Here is a 16,156-nt window from a genome sequence, read left to right on the forward strand (position 1 = left end):
ATGTTGAATCGAGTTTTTAAGTGGCGAGGGGTGGTGCTGGCCGCTGCCTTGATCGGTCTGGCTGGCGCTGCTTTCGCCCAGGTGGAGGGTGGCAAGCCCGCACTGGCGGTTTGCATGAGCGAAGACAACGCGCCGCTGTCGATGGCGCGCAAAGGTCAGTTGAGTGGTTTTGATGTGAAGATGGCAGAGGCCGTGGCTCAGGAGCTGGGTCGGCCCTTGCGCCTGGTGCCCTTCGAATCGGAGCTGGAGCAAGACGCCAATTTCGCTATTGAGGTGAATGCGTTGCTCTCGGCGGGTGTATGCGATCTGGTCAGCGGATTCCCTTTGTTGGCGACCGACCTCGGTCAGCCCGGTCGTCTCAAGGCCAAGCCACCGGACTACCCCGGTGCCAAGCGACCGCGCGATCGAGCCGACGTGACGTTGGGCAATGTGGTGGCCAGCCACCCTTACCAAGGCATGGCCTTGCAGTTGGTGCAACGCGAGGACGCACCTCGGGCCAATGGCCTGGGCGAGCTGCGCGATCAGAAGATCGGCGCCGTTGCCGGGACGCTGGAGGGCACTTTGATCGCCACCTACCAAGGCGGTGCGCTGCTGCCCGACATGGTGTCGATGGGCAAGCTCGATGACCGCTGGGCCGCGCTGGAAAGCGGCAAAGTTGATGCGATGCTGATGCCCAGCACCGCGTGGGATGTGTACCGCACGCGCGCTGCCGCACCATTGCGTTTGCGGGCGGGGCCACCCCAAAGTTTGGGTATCAACGTGGGCTGGGTCGCTCTGGCCGGCAAGCCCGAATTGATCGAGGCGGTCAATCGTGTGGCCGCGCGCGAAGCGCAGTTGCAGCAATGGGCGCAAGACGTGGGCTTGCAGCGCCTGCCGCCGACCGAGCCTGCCGTGGCTCGGGAGCTGTCGCTGGCGGCCTTGCTCAAGCCCTGACCTTTGCGCAGCGCTCAGGGGCGGCGGAAGCTCTGGGCCTGGCGCTGCCAGTAGGGGTTGTTCAAACGGTCCAGACGCACCTGGCCACCGCTTGAGGGGGCATGCACAAACCGGCCCTCGCCGACGAAGATGCCTGCGTGAAATGCCCGGCCGCCACCAAAGATGACCAGGTCGCCTGTGCGCAGGTCATCTTCACCGACAGGGCGTCCAAAATCGGTCAGCTGGGCCACCGTGCGGGGTGGTGCTACACCGGCGCGCGACTTGTACACGTAGCCGATCAGACCGCTGCAGTCGAAGCCGCTGTCGGGCGTGTTGCCTCCCCAGCGGTAGGGGGTGCCCACCAGGCCCAGCGCGTGAATGGCGATATCGCTCGACTGTTCGTCCGTCAGGGGGGCGTGTGCGGGCTGTCGGTCGGGCCTTGGCGCACTGGCGCAGCCGCCGAGCAGCATGGCAAGACCCACGGCCACGCAGAGAAGCGCCTTCTGGACAGGGTTCGTGGGTGTCATGGGTGGTATGGGTATCGGGTGGGTGCTGCTCAATGGCATGGCAGGTCAGCGCCGCTGGTGGCCCCGCGCAAGCCGGCGAGGCGCTTGGCCACAGCGGCTTTGCTGATGCGTTGCAGGGTCATGAGAAAAGCATGATCGGGGTTGTCCACGCTGTGGCGTGTGCGCAGGGTGTGTTGCAGGTGAAGCAGCAGTTCGGTGGCCATCTCGGCGTCTGCCAGGGCGCGGTGGGCTGCGCCCGTTCGAGGCAGCTGGTAGCGGTCCACCAGCGCACCAAGTTTGTGGCTCGGCGCTTCGGGGTTGAGGCGCCGCGACAGCAAGACGGTGCAGGCAAAGAGGTGAGGCGCGTTCAGGCCGGCCCGCGCCAGCTCGGCTGCCCAGTAGCGCTGGTCGAACGAGGCGTTGTGGGCCACCATGGGCGTGTCGCCCACGAAGCGCGCGGCTTCGCTCATGACTTGCTCGGCCGGCGGCGCGGCCTGCACCATGGCGTTGGTGATGCCGGTGAGGTGGGTGATGAAGGCCGGGATGTACACGCCGGCATTCATCAGGCTCTGGTAGCGGTCCACCACGCGCCCGCCCTCGGTGAGCACGATCGCCACCTCGGTGGCGCGATCACCCATGGACGGCGAAATCCCCGTGGTTTCAAAGTCGATGACGGCCAAGCGTTGGGTACCCATGTGCGCATCGTAGGGCATTGGGGCGAGGGGCCTCGGTAGATCAGTCGTCTGCCCAGATCAATGTTCAGTATTTTTAAGAGTATTTATCAGAAAACTGTTACTTTTTATTGATTGATTGAAAGGGTATCCTCGCCCCCTGTTCTTTGATTTCTGTGCAGGAGACACCATGAAATTTCTCACCATGCTGGCGATCGTCTTGGGCTTGGGCCTGAGCAGCGCCGCAATGGACGCTGAAGCCAAGCGTTTTGGGGGCGGTCGCTCCCTGGGCATGCAGCGTCAGGCCGCACCACCCAAGGCTCCGGCCAACGCCACGCCGGCGGCACCAGCCGCAGCGGGCGCCGCTGCGGCGGCCCCCAAGCGTTCATGGATGGGCCCGTTGGCGGGTCTTGCCGCTGGTTTGGGCTTGGCCGCACTGGCTTCCCACCTGGGCTTTGGTGAGGGCTTCGGTTCGATCTTGCTCATTGGCTTGGCGGTGATGGCCGGGCTGGCCATTTTTAAGATGGTGATGCGCAAACGCGCTGAGGCCAATGCTGGAGCAGGAGGCGCAGGCTTCCAGGGCATGCGCTACGCGCACGAAACCCCGGGCACCTCGCCGGGTGGCTCGGCTTTCGAACGCATGCCCACGGCGGGCAACACCGGCTCCATGATCGGCAGCAACCTGGGCGGTGGCGCTTCGGCTGACAGCCGCAGCATCCCGGCCGACTTTGACGTAGCCGCTTTCGAGCGCAATGCCAAGGTCAATTTCATCCGCCTGCAGGCCGCGCACGATGCCGGCGACCTGGAAGACATCCGCCAGTTCACCGCGCCCGAAATGTTTGCCGAAATCCGCATGGACCTGAACGACCGCCAAGGCGCCGTGAACAAGACCGATGTGATCGAGCTGCAAGCGGCTGTCACCGAAGTGGTGGAAGAAGCCGACCGCTACATCGTGAGCGTGCGCTTTACCGGCTCGGTGCGTGAAGACGACGCGCCGGCGCCTGAAGCTGTGGACGAAATCTGGCACATGACCAAGGCCGTGAACGGCTCTGGTGGCTGGGTCGTCTCCGGTATTCAGCAACAAGCCTGAGATTCATCCTCCTCCTGGCGATGACGCCAGTTCCAGCCCCGCAGCCTGAAGGCTCCGGGGCTTTCTTGCGTCTGCCTCAGGGAAAACCACAATCCCCTCGCAACGGCTAAATTTGTATGATGACCAGACAACATGAGGGATCTGGCATTCGCCAGTCTTTCCGAAATTCACCCCGTCTCCCTATGGACAGCCTTCTGCAAACAACCGAACGACTGAGCGACAAGCTGGCAGCCCTGCTGCAGCAGCGCATCGAATCGGGTGAGCTTGCGCCCGAGGCCCGGTTGCCCACCGAGCAACAGTTGGCCGACTTGCATGGGGTGTCGCGCACCGTGATCCGGGAAGCGGTGAGCCGCCTCAAGTCCATGGGCATGCTGACATCGCGGCAGGGGGCGGGCGTGTTCGTGTCGCCGCGCAGCCAGGCTCGAGCCTTGGCCTTTGACCCGGCTGTGTTGACTTCCATGGACAGCGTCTTGCAGGTGGTTGAAGTGCGACGAGGCCTGGAGGCCGATGTGGCGGCCCTTGCCGCCGAACGCATCAACGCGGCCAAGGCACAGGCGATTCAGGACGCGCTGGCCGCGCTCGAAGCCTCTCCACCAAATGGTGCGCAGGGTGTCGAGGCCGATCTGGCGTTTCACCGCAGCATCGCCCGCGCGACCGACAACCCGCATTACGAACGCCTGCTGGGCTTTCTGGAGCAATACCAGCGCGATGCCATGCAGGTGACCCGCACCAATGAGGCCATGGACCACGGCTACATGGTGCAGGTGCAGCGGGAGCACCGCCAGATAGCCGAAGCGGTGATCCGGGGTGATGCGGCTGGCGCTCGGCGCGCGGCCATGCGCCACATGGTCAACGCCGCGGCGCGCATTGAAAACGCCACACCCCCCGTGCGCCGCACGCTGGACGCTTTGCTGACCAGGCCCAAGTAGGCGCCTGCTGCCCCCTCTTTTCAACGCATCTACCGGATACACGGAATGAATTCATTGACCGTAAAAACCTTGGGCGTGATTGGCCTGGGCTCCATGGGCATGGGCGCCGCCTGCTCTTCCGTGCGCCGGGGCACGACCACCTGGGGCTACGATCCCCGCGCCGAAGCGGTGGCCGAGTTTGCGCAAGCCGGCGGGCATGGTGCTTCCAGCCTCGACGAGCTCGCGGAACACAGCGATGTGGTGCTGGTGCTGGTGGTCAACGCCGCCCAGACCGAGGCCGTGCTGTTCGGCGAGGGCGGCTTGGCCGAGTGCCTGAAAAAGGGCTCGGTTGTGATCACCTCGGCCACGGTGGACCCGGCCTTGCCCCCGGTGTGGGAAAGCCGCCTGGCCGAGCGCGGTCTGTGGCTGATCGATGGCCCTGTGTCGGGTGGCGCCGTCAAAGCGGCCGCGGGCCAGATGACGGTGATGGCCTCGGGCAAGCCCGAAGCGTTTGAGGCTGCCGGTGCGCTGCTGGACGCTTTCGCTGGCAAGGTTTACCGCCTGGGCGATCGGGCGGGGGTGGGCTCGACGGTGAAGATGGTCAACCAGCATCTGGCCGGCGTGCACATTGCTACCGCCTGCGAAGCGCTCGCCCTGGGCATCAAGGCCGGCGCCGATCCTGAGCAGTTGTATGAGGTGATCCGCAACGCCGCCGGCAACAGCTGGATGTTTGAAAACCGCGTGCCCCACATCCTGGCCGGCGACTACACGCCGCTGTCGGCGGTCAACATTTTCGTGAAAGACCTGGGCATCGTGCTGGACGCGGCGCGCCAGTTGAAATTTCCGCTGCCGTTGGCGGCTGCGGCGCACCAGTTGTACATCTCGACTGCTGCCATGGGCCTGGGCGCGGAGGACGATTCGGCCGTGGTGAAGTACTACGCCGCACTCGCGGGCCTCGAGCTACCGGTCGCTCAAAAGACGGAGAGCCCAACATGATTCTCGGTGTCATTGCTGATGATTTCACCGGCGCCACCGACGTGGCGAGCATGCTGGTGCGCGCAGGCATGCAGACGGTGCAGGTGCTGGGTGTGCCCGCTGAGGGCTTGCCCGAAGCCGATGCGGTGGTGATCGCGCTCAAGACGCGCACCATTCCGGCGATCGACGCGGTGGCGCAAAGCCTGCAGGCCATGGAAGCCCTGCGCAAGGCTGGCGCACGCCAGATCTACTTCAAGTACTGCTCCACCTTCGACTCCACGGCCAAAGGCAATATCGGCCCGGTCACCGATGCACTCATGCAGGCACTGGGGGCGGACTTCACGATCGCTTGCCCGGCCTTCCCTGAAAACGGACGCACCGTGTTCCGTGGTCATCTGTTTGTGGGCGACCAGCTGCTCAGCGATTCGGGTATGCGACACCACCCGCTCACGCCGATGACCGACGCGAACCTTGTGCGCGTCTTGCAGTCGCAGACCCAACAATCCGTGGGCCTGCTGCGCTACGATGGGTTGCAAAAAAATGCCGCGGGCGCAGTGGCGCAGCTGCGCACAGAGGGCGTTCGAATCGCCGTGGCCGACGCCCTGAACAACGGCGATCTGCTCACGCTGGCCGAGGTGTGTGCCGAGCTGCCACTGATCACCGCAGGCTCCGGCGTGGCCCTGGGGTTGCCGCCGGCCTATCAGCGCCGCGGCTGGTTCCAGCCCAGCGACAGCGCAGCGCAACTCGCGACAGTGCAAGGCCCTGTGGCCGTGGTGTCGGGCTCTTGCTCCGAAGCCACCAATGCCCAGGTGGCCCGCTGGATCGCCGATGGGCGCACCGCCATCGCACTCGATCCACTCGCCCTGCACACCGGCGCACAGACGGCCGAAAGCTTGCTGGCCGAGGCCCTGCCGGTGCTGGCCGGTGGCCCTGTGTTGCTCTACGCCACGGCCGCACCCGACCGCGTCAAGGCGGCGCAGGCCGAGCTGGGTGTCGAGGCGGCCGGTGCGCTGGTGGAACACACGCTGGCCACGGTGGCCCAAGGCCTGGTGCAAGCCGGCGTGCGCCGGCTGGTGGTGGCCGGTGGTGAAACGTCGGGCGCTGTGGTGCAGGCGCTGGCGGTGCAGCAGTTGCGCATTGGCGCGCCGATCTGCCCCGGCGTTCCCTGGACCCAATCGGCCCTGCCCCAATCGGGTGAGCCTCTGTTGCTGGCGCTCAAGTCCGGCAACTTCGGTGGCGTTGACTTTTTTGCCGAGGCCTTGCGCCAGGCGGGAGCGGCCCTCTGATGAGCCAGTGGCCACCGACCCAGAATGCCGTGCGCGCCGAGATCGTGCGCGTGGGCGCATCGCTCTTTCAGCGGGGCTACGTGCACTCCACCGCGGGCAACATCAGCGTGCGCCTGGATGAGGCGCAAGGCGGCGGTTACCTGATCACACCCACTGACGCCTGCATGGGCTTCCTGGACCCCGAGCAGCTCGCCTGGGTGGCCGAAGACGGCAGCCAGCGCAGCGGCGCTCGCGCCAGCAAAACGTTGACTTTGCACCGCCATATTTACGCCGCGGCCATCGATGCGGGCTGCGTGATCCATACCCACGCTACCCACCTGGTGGCGCTCACGCTGCAGGGGGTCTGGCAAGACGACGACATCCTGCCGCCCATCACGCCCTACCAGGTCATGAAGGTCGGTCACGTGCCTCTGATTCCTTATGAGCGCCCCGGCGCACCTGCGGTGGCTGAAGCCGTCGCCGCCCGCATCCAGAGCGCAGCCCGTCCGCTGCGGGCCGTGATGCTCGAGCGCCTGGGCCCCATGGTCTGGCACAACGGACCGGCCGCGGCGATGGCATTGCTCGAAGAGCTGGAAGAAACCGCCCGCCTGTGGTTGCTCGGCGGGTGCAACGTGGCGCCCATGAGCGACACGCAGATCGAAGAACTTCGCGCACAGTTTGATGCGCCCTGGTAACCGCTGCTCCATTGCACCCATCCCATGCCCCGATTCGCTGCCAACCTTTCCATGATGTACACCGAGGTGCCCTTCCTCGACCGTTTTGCCGCCGCTGCACAAGATGGTTTTGACGCGGTGGAGTACCTCTTCCCCTACGAGCACACCGTCGATGACATTGCTTCGCGCCTGAAGGCCCACGGACTCACCCAGGCCCTGTTCAACCTGCCACCCGGTGACTGGGCCAGCGGCGAGCGCGGCATGGCTTGCATACCCGGGCGCGAGGCCGAATTCGCCACCAGCGTGGCGCAAGCCCTGGTGTATGCCCAGGCCACAGGTTGCCAGCGGCTGCACGCCATGGCGGGGCTCAAGCCCACTGGCGTGGGCGAAGCCGCACAGCGCGCCACCTATGTGGCCAACCTGAAAGCCGCAGCCGCTCAGCTCGCGCCCCACGGCATCACCTTGGTGATCGAGCCGATCAACCCGCGTGACATGCCCAACTTCTACCTGAGCCAGCAGCAGCAGGCCCACGACCTGTGCGCCGAAGTGGGCGCGCCCAACCTGCAGGTGCAGATGGATTTTTACCATTGCCAGATCGTTGAGGGCGACCTGAGCATGCGCCTCAAGCAGCACTTTGCGGGCGTGGGCCATGTGCAAATTGCTGGCGTGCCCGATCGCCACGAACCCGACGGCGGCGAAGTGAACTACCCCCACTTGTTCGACTTGCTCGACGAGCTCGGCTACGCCGGATTTGTGGGCTGTGAATACCGCCCCAAAGCGGGCACCAGCGAAGGCTTGGGCTGGCTGCGCCGCTACCGGGCTTCGCGCGCGAAAGGACAGGCATGAACATCCTCATCACCGGCGGTGCCGGCTTCCTTGGCCGCGGTCTGGCCACGGCGCTGCTACAACGCGGACAGCTGGGCGGGCGCAACATTGAACGCATCATGCTGGCCGACCTGGTCGCACCTCAAGACACTGCGCTGGTGGACGACGAGCGCATCAGCGTCAGCACCGGCGACTTGCAGGCACATGTGCCCGTCCTCATGGCCGCTGGCCCATGGGACGCGGTGTTTCATCTGGCTTCGGCCGTGTCGGGCGAGTGCGAAACCAACTTCGACCTTGGCCTTCACGCCAACCTCGACAGCACCCGCGCCCTGCTCGATGCCTGCCGGCTGCAGACCGCTGAAGGTCATGCACCACCGCTGTTTTTCTTCTCCAGTTCGGTGGCCGTGTACGGCAGCGACGCCGCGATTCCGTTGCCGGCCGTGGTGCGCGATGACACCTTGCCCACACCCCAGTCGAGCTACGGCATCCACAAGTTTGTGTGCGAACAGCTGGTGGCCGACTACACCCGCAAAGGATTTATTGACGGACGCGCCGCACGCCTGATGACGGTGTCGGTGCGCCCTGGCCGGCCCAATGGCGCAGCCTCCGGATTTCTGTCGGGCCTGTTCCGCGAGCCCATGGCGGGTCAGCGCAGCAACTGCCCCGTGAGCCTGGACACCGAGGTCGCGATCGCCTCCCCCGCCACCACCATTGCCGGCATTCTTGTTGTGGCCGAAGCCACCCGCGAAGCCTTTGGTGGCCGCACCGCCATCAACTTGCCTGCGCTCACGGTCAGCGTGCGCGACATGCTGCACGCCTTCGAAGCGCTGGTGGGTGCGGAGCCGCTGACGCTGGTGACCTGCGAGCCCGACGACGGCATCGCGCGCATTGTGGCTGCCTGGCCCTCGCGTTTTGAAAGCCAGCGCGCGCCCGCGCTTGGCCTCACCCCTGATCCGGACTTTGGCGGTGTGTTGCAGCAGTACGTGCAACACCATGGCGAAGCCGTGACCCACCCAGGCGCGCGTGCGCGCCTGGGACTTGTTTGAGTTTTCCGTTCCCGTTCAAAACCATCCCTGGAGACAAAACCATGAAATCTTTGATGAAACCCCTCGCCCTGGCCGCCGTGCTGGCCGCTGCTGCGACCGGCGTGCAAGCCCAGACGATCCTCAAGATTGGATATGCCACGTCGGCCACCTCGCACTATGGGGTGGGCACAACCGTGTTCTGTGACGAAATGGAAAAAGGCACGCAAGGCCGCTACAAGTGCCAGCAGTTCCCGTCTTCCGCTTTGGGCGGTGAGCGCGAGCAGATCGAAGCCGTGCAGCTCGGTACACAAGATCTGGTGAACACCTCCACCGGCCCGCTGGGCAACTTCGTTCCAGAAGTCAAGATCGTCGACATTCCCTTCCTCTTCCGCGACTACGACCACGCCCGCAAGGTGATGGATGGCCCCATTGGCCAGGACCTGCAAAAGAAGATGGCCGCCAGGGGCCTGATCAACCTGGCCTGGACGGAAAACGGCTTTCGCCACATGACCAACAGCAAGCGGCCCATCCACAGCGCCAGCGACGCCGCGGGTCTGAAGATGCGCACCATGGAAAACAAGGTGCACATGGACGGCTACAAAACTTTTGGCATTTTGCCCACGCCCATGGCCTTCCCTGAGCTGTTCACCGCGTTGCAGCAAGGCACGGTTGATGGTCAGGAAAACCCCATTCCGGTGATCTTGGCGTCCAAGTTTTCTCAGGTGCAAAAGTACTTGTCACTGACTGGCCACGTGTATTCGCCAGCGGCCTTGATCCTCTCGCCTGCGGTGTGGAACAAGCTGTCCGACGCCGACAAGAAGGTCTTCACAGAAGCCGCCAAAAAGGGTGCTGCCGCCCAGCGCAAGAAAGTAAACGATGACGAAGACACCGGCATTGCCCTGCTGGAAAAAGACGGCATGGTGGTGGACAAAAAGGTGGACGGTGCGAGCTTCCGCAAAGCCGTTGCGCCAGCCTATGCCGAGTTTGCCAAAGAGTTTGGCGCCGACAAGATCGCTGCCATTCAGGCCGTGAAATAAGTGCCTCCGCGCCGCGCTCGCGGCGCGTGACTCCCCAGGGGGCCATACCAAAGGGTCGGCGGAGCCGGACCTGCGGTGTGCCCGGTGAACGCCCCCTCTTTGGACGACGGTACCGGACCGTTGTTGGATTGTGTTGCCTGACAGGCGCTGGTCATTGCCATGAAATCCCTCATTCTTTCGATTGACCACTGGATCACCAGCCTGTGTCACAACCTGGCCTGCTTGCTGCTGGCCCTCATTTCCGGCCTGGGCATGTGGCAGGTGGTCACCCGGTTTGTTTTCTCCCAGCCTTCGGTGTGGACCGAGGAAATCATGCGCCGCCTGCTGATCTGGATGGTCATGTTCGGCGTGGTCGTGGCCGTGCGCAAAGGCGCGCTGGTCTCGGTCGATCTGATGCTGCGTCTGTCGCGTGGCACCTGGCGGCGCATCGTGCGCGGCATCATCACCGGCGTGCACCTGGCTTTCTTTGGCGTATTGATCTGGTTCGGTACCGACCTGGTCTGGCGCGTGCGATTTCAGACGTTCGCCAGCATGGATCTGTCCATGGCCTGGGCCTATGCGGCCGTGCCCTTTGGCGCCTTGCTCGCGGTGATCGCCACGCTGGCGCACCACATCGATCCACAAAACGAAGAGCTGGCCAACGCGCAATAAGCGCGCTTACCGCTTCTGCTCCCCTCGCCTGCTCCGCACCGCACCTTCGGCAAACCTAAAAGAACACGACCATGCCATTGACCTTACTTGTCACCATGCTGGTGTGCTTTGCTTTCAGCATCTCGATCGCCGTGGCCATCGGCGGCTCCGCTGTGCTGGGCATCGCCATTTTCGACAGCCGCCAGCTGATCATGGTGCCCAAGGAAATGTTCTCGGCCATCGACAAATTCCCGCTGGCCGCGATCCCCTTTTTCATCCTGGCCGGTCACTTGATGGAAACCGGTGGCATTTCGCGCCGCCTCGTGAACTTCGCCAAGTCGCTGGTGGGTGGTGTGCAGGGTGGCCTGCCCATGTCCTGCGTGCTGACCTGCATGATTTTTGCGGCGGTCTCGGGCTCGTCTGTGGCGACCACGTTCGCCATCGGCGCCATCCTGATTCCTGCGCTGGTCAAACACGGCTACCCGGTAGGGTACGCCGCTTCGTTGCAAGCCACCTCGGCCGAGCTGGGTGTGGTCATTCCGCCGTCTATTCCTTTGATTCTGTTTGGTGTGTCGGCCGAGGTGTCCATCGGTGAACTGTTCATCGCGGGCTTCGGCCCGGGCTTGCTGATTGGTGGCGCCTTGATGTTGTTTGTGCACCTGTGGTGCCGCTTCAACGGGCTGGGGAAAAACGACGGTGATGGCCGCTCGCCCGTTCTCACCGCCGCGCGCGATGCGGTCTGGGCCCTGTTCATGCCGGTGATCATCCTGGGGGGCATTTATGGCGGGGTTTTCACGCCCACCGAAGCGTCGGTTGTGGCAGTTTTCTACGCGCTGTTGGTGGGCCTGCTGGTGCACCGCGAACTCAAACTGAGCAACGTGGTGGCCGTGTTTCGCAAGTCGGTGATCTCCAGCGCGGTGATCATGTTCATCATTGCCAACGCTGGCCTGTTTGCGTTTCTGATCACCCGCGCCGGCATCCCCGATGCCATTGGTGTGTGGCTCACCGAAGTGCTGAAGTCGCCGGGCTGGTTTTTGCTCGGTGTGAACGCAGCGCTGTTCGTGATCGGCATGTTCATCGAGACCTCGGCCGCCATCATCGTGCTGGCACCCATCCTGGTGCCGGTGGCGGTGCACTTCGGGGTTGACCCGGTGCACTTCGGCATCATCATGGTCGTTAACCTGGCCATGGGCATGATCACACCGCCCTTTGGCGTCAACCTATTCGCGGCCTGTACGGTCGCCAAGATTTCCCTGGACCGCATCGTCGGCCACCTGTTGCCGTTTGTGCTGGTGATCATGGCCTGCCTGATGCTCATCACCTATGTGCCTTCGATCTCGCTGGCCCTGCGCGACGTGGTCTTCGCCAAGCCCGCGGTGTCCGCGCCCGTGATCGGGCCGGCCATCGGCCCTCAATAACCCTTCCGGAATCCACCATGCCGCTACATTACATCGCCAACACCGCTGTGCGGTCGAGTTCGGGCCAGACCCTGCCCGTGATCGACCCCGCCACCGGTGAAACCTTCGACACCATCGAGCGCGGCAACGCCGCCGACATCGATCAGGCCGTCAGCGCGGCACGCCATTGCCTGAACACCGCCTGGGGCCAACTCACCGCCGCCGAGCGCGGCCGTTTGCTGATGAAACTCAGCGCCAAAGTGGCCGAGCATGTGGACGAACTGGCCGCCATCGAGCAACGCGATTGCGGCAAGCCCACCAAGCAGGCCCGTGCCGACGCCGTGGCCCTGGTGCGTTACTTCGAGTTCTATGCCGGCGCTGGCGACAAGCTGCATGGCGACACCATTCCCTATCTCGACGGCTACAGCGTGATGACCTGGCGCGAGCCCCACGGTGTGACCGGCCATGTGGTGCCGTGGAACTACCCGATGCAGATTTTCGGCCGCAGCGTGGGCGGTGCCCTGGCCGCCGGCAACGTGTGCGTGGTCAAACCGTCGGAAGACGCCTGCCTGTCGTTGATCCGTGTGGCCGAGCTCGCAGCAGCAGTCGGTTTTCCGGCGGGCGCCATCAACATCGTCACCGGCTACGGCCATGAGGTGGGCGATGCGCTGGCTCGCCATCCTGGCATCGACCACATCAGCTTCACTGGCAGCCCCCATGTGGGCACGCTGATACAGCAAGTGGCGGCAGAGCGCCATTGCCCGGTCACGCTGGAGCTCGGTGGCAAAGGGCCGCAGATCGTTTTCGACGACGCCGATATCGACGCTGCCTTGCCCTTCATCGTGAGCGGCATCGTGCAAAACAGCGGCCAGACCTGCAGCGCCGGTTCGCGTCTGCTGGTGCATCGCGGCGCCTACGAAGCGGTGTTGCAGCGCGTGGGTGACGCGTTCAAGGCCTTGCGCGCCGGCTCGCCCAAGATGGATCTGGATCTGGGTCCGTTGATCCGCAAAACCCAGCTGGAGCGAGTGAACGGATTTCTTGAAGACGCCCGCACCTCGGGCATCGCCACCGTGGCCCAGGGACAGATCGATGGCGGCGTGCACGCCGGCGGTTTCTACGCGCCACCCACCTTGCTGCGCGACGTCCCCGTGGACCACCGACTGGCCCAGGAAGAGGTGTTCGGCCCCGTGCTTGCGGCCATGGCGTTCGACGACGAAGACCACGCCGTGCAGCTCGCCAATGCCACGGTTTTTGGCCTGGTGGCTGGGGTCTGGACACGCGATGGTGCACGCCAGTTCCGCATGGCCAAGCGGGTCAAGGCTGGTCAGGTTTTCATCAACAACTACGGCGCTGGCGGCGGCGTTGAGCTGCCGTTTGGCGGCGTGAAATCCAGCGGCTACGGCCGCGAAAAAGGTTTCGAGGCCCTGCTGGGCTTCACCACGCTCAAGACCGTGGCGTTCCGCCACGGATGAGATGCCGCCCACCCCCGTCGCTTGCCCACCCGCGGGTGGCCGCGTCCCCTTCAAAGGGGGGCGACACCAGCCGTCCGGCGGTGTCTCCCGCTGCGACCGTTTCATGCGTGTCGCACCGCAAGCCGCAACCCCTGACCGAATTCCCTGAAACCTGGAGATAACCGAAATGCGCGTCCAAAACAAATCCATCATCGTCACCGGCGCCGGCAACGGCTTTGGTGAAAGCATCGCCAAACGCCTCGCCGCCGAAGGCGCCCAGGTGATCGTGAACGACATCGATACCGCGAACGGTGAACGCGTGGCCGCCGAGATCGTGGCCGCTGGCGGGCAAGCTTCTTTCTTCGCCGCCGACGTGACGAAATCGGCCGACATGAAAGCCCTGGTGGCCGCCGCTGTCGAGCGCCATGGCAAGCTCGACGCCATGGTCAACAACGCCGGCTGGACCCACAACAACAAGCCCGCGCTCGATGTGAGCGAAGACGAGTTTGACCGGGTGTACGCGATCAACGTCAAGAGCCTCTACCTCGCCACGGTGCACGCCGTGCCTGCCCTGCGTGCCAATGGTGGTGGCTGCATGATCAACATCGCGTCCACGGCCGGGGTTCGCCCGCGCCCGGGTCTTACTTGGTACAACGGCACCAAAGGCGCGGTGATCACCACCTCCAAGTCGCTGGCGGCAGAGCTCGGCCCCGACAACATCCGCGTCAACTGCATCAATCCGGTGATGAACCCCTTCACCGGTCTGGGCGCGTCGTTCGCTGGCGGCGAGCTCACCGAAGAGCGTCTCACCAAGTTCCGCTCAACGATTCCGCTGGGCCGCTTTTCCACCGGCGAAGACGTGGGGAATGCCGTGCTCTACCTCGCCAGCGACGAGGCCGCCTTCATCTCGGGCGTGTGTCTGGAAGTGGACGGCGCACGCTGCGTCTGATCGGGCCTTTGTTGAGGTCGCAACGGGGACCGGGTGCTCGCTTCTACCCATGACCGGGCGTGTGATCGACGTTATCCTGATGGGTGATGCCCTGCGCAACCCACCCTAAGGAAACAACAACATGCTTCAAACCGGCCTCATGATGGACCGCCCCCTGATGCTGTCCGACGTGATCGAACACGCAGCGCTGCAGTTTGGCGATGTGGAAGTGGTTTCGCGCGAAACCCACGGCCCCCTCTTTCGCTACACGTACGCCGATTGCGCCGTGCGCGCGCGCAAGCTTGCGAATGCGCTCGCCGGACTGGGCCTGGAGCCCGGCAGCGCCGTGGGCTCCATCGCCTGGAACAACCACCGCCACCTGGAGGCGTATTACGCTGTCTCGGGCAGCGGCATGGTCATGCACACCTGCAATCCGCGCCTGCATCCCCAGCAGCTGATCTACATCATCAACCACGCCGAAGACCAGGTCGTGTTGTTCGATGCCACCTTCGCGCCACTGGTCAAAGGCATTGCCGCCCATTGCCCCAAGGTGCGCGCCTGGGTTTGTTTGGCCGAGGCCGAGCACACGCCCGCCATCGAAGGCGTGGACAACGTGCTGGCCTACGAGACCGTGATCGAGCCCTGCAGCGATGTCTTTGAGTGGCCCAGCTTCGACGAGCGCACCGCCGCCGCGCTGTGCTACACCTCGGGCACCACCGGCCATCCCAAAGGTGCGCTCTACACCCACCGGTCCATCGTGCTCAACGCTTTGTCGGGCTGCCTGCCCGGCGTGCTGGCGCTCGGCCCCGACCAGTCGCTGTTGCCCGTGGTGCCCATGTTCCACATCAACGCCTGGTGCTTGCCCTACGCCGCGCCCATGTCGGGCACCAAGCTGGTCTTGCCCGGCCCCAAGCTCGACGGCCAGTCGCTCTACGAGCTCATGGAAGCCGAAGGCGTCACCATCAGCGCGGGTGTGCCCACGATCTGGCAAGCCCTGTTGGCCCACGTGGACCAAAACGGCCTGAAATTCACCACCATGCGCCGCACCGGTGTGGGGGGCTCGGCCATGCCTCAGGCGCTGATCGCCAGGTTCATGGAGGACTACAACGTCGACGTGCGCCATGGTTGGGGCATGACCGAAACCACCGCCGTGGCCACCATCAGCGCGCTGCCACCCGAGGCCAGCGGGTGGACGCCGCCCGAATGCCACGCCCTGCTCGCCAAACAAGGCAAAAGCCTCTTTGGCGTGGAGCTCAAGATCGTGGACGAAAGCGGTGCCACGTTGCCACGCGACGGCCGCGCGCAGGGCGAGCTCATGGTGCGCGGCCACTGGATCGTGAGCGCCTATTTCAAGGGTGAAAAATCGCCCTTGGTGGACGGCTGGTTCCCCACCGGCGATATCGCCACGATCAGCGCCGACGGCATCATGCAGATCCGCGACCGCACCAAGGACGTGATCAAAACCGGTGGCGAATGGATCAGCTCCATCGATCTGGAAAGCGCTGCCGTGGCACACCCGGCGGTGGCCATGGCGGCGGTGATCGGCGTGAAGCACCCCAAGTGGGACGAGCGCCCCTTGCTCTTCATCGTGCGCAAACCGGGGCAGTCGCTTGAAAAGGACGAGATCCTCGCCTTCTTGACCGAGCGCGTGGCCAAGTGGTGGGTGCCCGACGACGTCGTGTTTCTCGAAAGCCTGCCCGTGGGCGGCACGGGCAAGGTGCAAAAGGCCGATCTGCGCAAGAACTATGGTGGCGTGTTCAGCTGATGGACCGAATCAGCAAGCTCGAATGAAGAAAGCCTCCACAGGGCACCACCGATGGTGTGGTCCTGTGGAGGCTTGTCATTTGGGGCGGCTGCGCGCT

Annotated in this window: 16 protein-coding genes; 14 read left to right on the top strand and 2 right to left on the bottom strand. The window is 64.4% G+C overall.

The features are described from left to right. Window positions 1-933: a transporter substrate-binding domain-containing protein gene (locus tag E5678_RS17285; protein ID WP_168708594.1), complete on the top strand. Its 933-nt coding sequence runs from the start codon at window positions 1-3 to the stop codon at window positions 931-933. A gap of 14 nt (window positions 934-947) precedes the next feature. On the opposite strand, the gene E5678_RS17290 is transcribed toward E5678_RS17285, so the two are convergent. Together E5678_RS17290 and E5678_RS17295 are read right to left on the bottom strand one after the other, a co-directional pair. Continuing rightward, window positions 948-1,382: a C40 family peptidase gene (locus E5678_RS17290; protein WP_136180840.1), complete on the bottom strand. Its 435-nt coding sequence runs from the start codon at window positions 1,380-1,382 to the stop codon at window positions 948-950. An 86-nt stretch (window positions 1,383-1,468) separates the two neighbouring features. Then, entirely contained in the window at window positions 1,469-2,131 is a 663-nt protein-coding gene (locus E5678_RS17295) for a 3'-5' exonuclease (protein WP_247596813.1), read from the bottom strand. A gap of 148 nt (window positions 2,132-2,279) precedes the next feature. Here E5678_RS17295 and E5678_RS17300 point away from each other — a divergent pair, with 148 nt between their 5' ends. The 13 genes from E5678_RS17300 (at window position 2,280) to E5678_RS17360 (ending at window position 16,059) form a co-directional block, all read left to right on the top strand. Then, a complete protein-coding gene (locus E5678_RS17300; RefSeq protein ID WP_136179675.1) occupies window positions 2,280-3,179 on the top strand; it encodes a Tim44-like domain-containing protein in 900 nt (299 codons plus the stop codon). Between the two features lie 182 nt (window positions 3,180-3,361). Beyond that, window positions 3,362-4,108, top strand: coding sequence for a FadR/GntR family transcriptional regulator (locus E5678_RS17305; protein ID WP_136179676.1), 747 nt, complete (start codon window positions 3,362-3,364; stop codon window positions 4,106-4,108). Window positions 4,109-4,153: 45 nt separating this feature from the next. Then, on the top strand, window positions 4,154-5,083 hold the full coding sequence (ltnD, locus tag E5678_RS17310) for an L-threonate dehydrogenase (RefSeq protein WP_136179677.1): 930 nt from the start codon (window positions 4,154-4,156) through the stop codon (window positions 5,081-5,083). Continuing rightward, window positions 5,080-6,348: a 3-oxo-tetronate kinase gene (otnK, locus tag E5678_RS17315; RefSeq protein WP_136179678.1), complete on the top strand. Its 1,269-nt coding sequence runs from the start codon at window positions 5,080-5,082 to the stop codon at window positions 6,346-6,348. The genes ltnD and otnK overlap by 4 nt, the downstream gene beginning before the upstream one ends. Then, window positions 6,348-7,022: an aldolase gene (locus E5678_RS17320; RefSeq protein WP_136179679.1), complete on the top strand. Its 675-nt coding sequence runs from the start codon at window positions 6,348-6,350 to the stop codon at window positions 7,020-7,022. The genes otnK and E5678_RS17320 overlap by 1 nt, the downstream gene beginning before the upstream one ends. 24 nt (window positions 7,023-7,046) lie before the next feature. After that, on the top strand, window positions 7,047-7,847 hold the full coding sequence (gene otnI / locus E5678_RS17325) for a 2-oxo-tetronate isomerase (RefSeq protein WP_136179680.1): 801 nt from the start codon (window positions 7,047-7,049) through the stop codon (window positions 7,845-7,847). Next, the gene (denD, locus tag E5678_RS17330; protein ID WP_136179681.1) at window positions 7,844-8,872 is read left to right on the top strand and encodes a D-erythronate dehydrogenase; all 1,029 of its coding nucleotides are present in this window, start codon (window positions 7,844-7,846) and stop codon (window positions 8,870-8,872) included. The genes otnI and denD overlap by 4 nt, the downstream gene beginning before the upstream one ends. Before the next feature lie 53 nt (window positions 8,873-8,925). Further along, window positions 8,926-9,888 carry a TRAP transporter substrate-binding protein gene (locus E5678_RS17335; RefSeq protein WP_168708652.1) on the top strand — a complete coding sequence of 321 codons (963 nt, stop codon included), beginning with the start codon at window positions 8,926-8,928 and terminating at the stop codon, window positions 9,886-9,888. Between the two features lie 159 nt (window positions 9,889-10,047). After that, window positions 10,048-10,539 carry a TRAP transporter small permease gene (locus tag E5678_RS17340; protein WP_136179683.1) on the top strand — a complete coding sequence of 164 codons (492 nt, stop codon included), beginning with the start codon at window positions 10,048-10,050 and terminating at the stop codon, window positions 10,537-10,539. Window positions 10,540-10,610: 71 nt separating this feature from the next. Continuing rightward, window positions 10,611-11,936: a TRAP transporter large permease gene (locus E5678_RS17345; RefSeq protein ID WP_136179684.1), complete on the top strand. Its 1,326-nt coding sequence runs from the start codon at window positions 10,611-10,613 to the stop codon at window positions 11,934-11,936. A gap of 17 nt (window positions 11,937-11,953) precedes the next feature. Continuing rightward, a complete protein-coding gene (locus E5678_RS17350; protein WP_136179685.1) occupies window positions 11,954-13,387 on the top strand; it encodes an aldehyde dehydrogenase family protein in 1,434 nt (477 codons plus the stop codon). A 166-nt stretch (window positions 13,388-13,553) separates the two neighbouring features. Next, window positions 13,554-14,315: an SDR family oxidoreductase gene (locus tag E5678_RS17355; RefSeq protein WP_136179686.1), complete on the top strand. Its 762-nt coding sequence runs from the start codon at window positions 13,554-13,556 to the stop codon at window positions 14,313-14,315. 121 nt (window positions 14,316-14,436) lie between these two features. After that, a complete protein-coding gene (locus tag E5678_RS17360) occupies window positions 14,437-16,059 on the top strand; it encodes a long-chain-fatty-acid--CoA ligase (RefSeq protein ID WP_136179687.1) in 1,623 nt (540 codons plus the stop codon). Window positions 16,060-16,156: the final 97 nt, after the last annotated feature.

The sequence above is a fragment of the Hydrogenophaga sp. PAMC20947 genome, assembly GCF_004795855.1.
Lineage (GTDB): Bacteria > Pseudomonadota > Gammaproteobacteria > Burkholderiales > Burkholderiaceae_C > Hydrogenophaga.